The 2,325-nt window shown below is 41.2% G+C and carries 2 protein-coding genes; both read left to right on the top strand.

From position 1 onward, the window contains the following. On the top strand, positions 1-1,867 hold a 1,867-nt coding region (locus AA81_RS12605), incomplete at its 5' end, for an ABC transporter substrate-binding protein (RefSeq protein WP_211292715.1). A gap of 58 nt (positions 1,868-1,925) precedes the next feature. Beyond that, positions 1,926-2,249 (top strand): ABC transporter permease family protein, encoded by a 324-nt coding sequence (locus tag AA81_RS12600; RefSeq protein ID WP_103899232.1) that lies wholly within the window; start codon positions 1,926-1,928, stop codon positions 2,247-2,249. The last annotated feature ends 76 nt before the right edge of the window (positions 2,250-2,325 follow it).

The following is a 2,325-nucleotide window of genomic DNA, read 5'->3' as shown; positions in this document are numbered from 1 at the left end:
TTTTGTTTCCGTGTTACTTGTTGTTGCAGGATTTTCACAGGTAGCTGGGATTCCAAGGGAAGATACGCTCATTGCTAACGTTTTAACTGGAAGAGTAGGTTCCCCTGGTATTTTTAACATATTTACCACTAGCTGGAGAACTCCCGATCAAGGGATTCAGCAATTGATGCTGGAACCATTATGGACGATGGAACCCACCAGAGGAGAAGTTATTAATTCTCTTGCAGTAGAAGGTCCAATCTATAACGAAGACTTCACACAGATGACCGTTAAGTTAAGAAAAGGATGTTATTGGAGTGATGGTGTTGAAATTACTGCGGATGATATTGTATACGCTATCGAAACAGCTATGAAATACCAAGGAATGTCTTATCATGATCAGTTTAGGCTTCACATTGATAAAGTATACAAAACAAATGATTACACCGTAGTATTTGAATTGAAAGAACCTAACGCACGATTCCACACCAATTTTGTGGACAGATGGGGAGCATGGAGGCCTTTCCCAAAACATATTTTTGAAAAAGTAGAAGATCCCTTATCCTTTGATTTCAACCCTCCAATAAGCAGTGGGCCATATGTTCTAAAAGATTATGACGCTGCTGGTTATTGGACACTTTGGGAAAAAAGGGAAGACTGGGATAGGACCCCAACTGGGATGTTGTTCGGTGAACCAAAACCAAAATACGTACTTTTCTATTACTATGGAGAAGCTACAAACCAAGTAATTGCACAAGCTAACCATAACTTAGACATGGCAGATTTAACAATGGAAGCATTCAGAGCACTCATTCAAAGAAATCCATATTCAAGAGGATACAGAATAGAATACCCGTGGGTAGTAAACACGGATCCTTGTATGACAGGTGTTATATTCAATACCGAAGTATATCCATACAACATAAAAGATGTAAGATGGGCATTAACTCTTGCAATTGATATAGTAGATTACATAGGGATAGCGTTTGATGGTGCTGCGCCTATGGGTGCACTTCACCTTCCTCCGATGCCAGTTTATCAAGAATGGTATTATAAACCATTAGAAGAATGGTTGAAGAATTTCACCTTAGACATAGAAGTTAATGGGAAACCATTCAAACCGTACGATCCAATGGCGACATTAAGAGCAGCCCAATATGCGAGGGAAAGAGGATACGAGGTACCAAACGATATAGAAACGTTGAAAGAGATGTTTGGTCCAGGATGGTGGAAATATGCACCTGATGTAGCGGAACAGTTGTTAGAAAGGAATGGATTTACAAGAGATAAAAATGGCAAATGGTTGTTACCAGACGGTACGCCTTGGAAAATTAATATTATTGCCAATGCAAATCCTTCACATCCAGCGCATAGAAATGCACTTGCTGTAGCACAACAATGGAGAAACTTTGGTATAGATGTTTCAGTTACTCCTAGTGAACAAGATGCGAGTATAGTTGCGCTAGGCAACTTTGAGGTTAGTGCCCAATGGCCTGCATCTGAGCCATGGGGTGGGCATCCTGATTTGTATCGTGTTTTTTCGAGTATACACTCAAAATACTACCAACCTTTGGGAGAAAACGCTATTACTAATTTAGGCCCTGCACCAGGCAGATGGACGGATCCGAGAATGGATAAAGTTATAGAAGGAATGGAAAAGGTAGACTGGGGTAGTGAGGAAAACATACAATTAGGTATAGAAGGGTTGAAAATACTTGTAGAAGAAATGCCTTCAGTTCCAACTTTTGGATATCCTGGAGTAGTGGGATGGGATGAATATTACTGGACGAATTATCCTGGTGCTGAAAATCCGTATATGATTCCCTATCATCATTGGCCAAACTTCAAATACATGCTCCCCTTCCTTGAACCAACAGGGAGAGAATAAAGGCTACAGATAAATACATTGAGCCCCCTTCGGGGGGCTTATTATGGAGGTGTAACACTTGCTATTTTTCAAGCGATACTTGCTACCAAGGATAATACAATTTCTAGTTGTAGTATTCGTAGGGATAACGGTGGTATTTATTGTACCCAGGCTAACGCCGGTTGATCCCGTACAACAAGTAATCAGTCAAATGACATCACAAGGAGCCTTCTTAGACCCAGCGGCTGTTGAAGCATTAAGGCAATCGCTCACAGAGATGTACGGATTGGAGGGAGGGATATTCCAACAATACGTTGCCTTTTGGGGAAGGTTGTTACAGGAAGACTTTGGTCCATCACTCTTTCAATGTCCGGTACCTGGAATGGAGCTAATAATGGACTAACTGCCCTGGACGGCTGGATTACTATTAACAACTACAATCCTCTATTGGGTAGTAGGAAGGATAAGAGGGGCACTTG

Source organism: Petrotoga halophila DSM 16923 (assembly GCF_002924615.1).
Note: the sequence above shows the minus strand (reverse complement) of the source record. Positions and strands in the feature narration are given on the sequence as shown.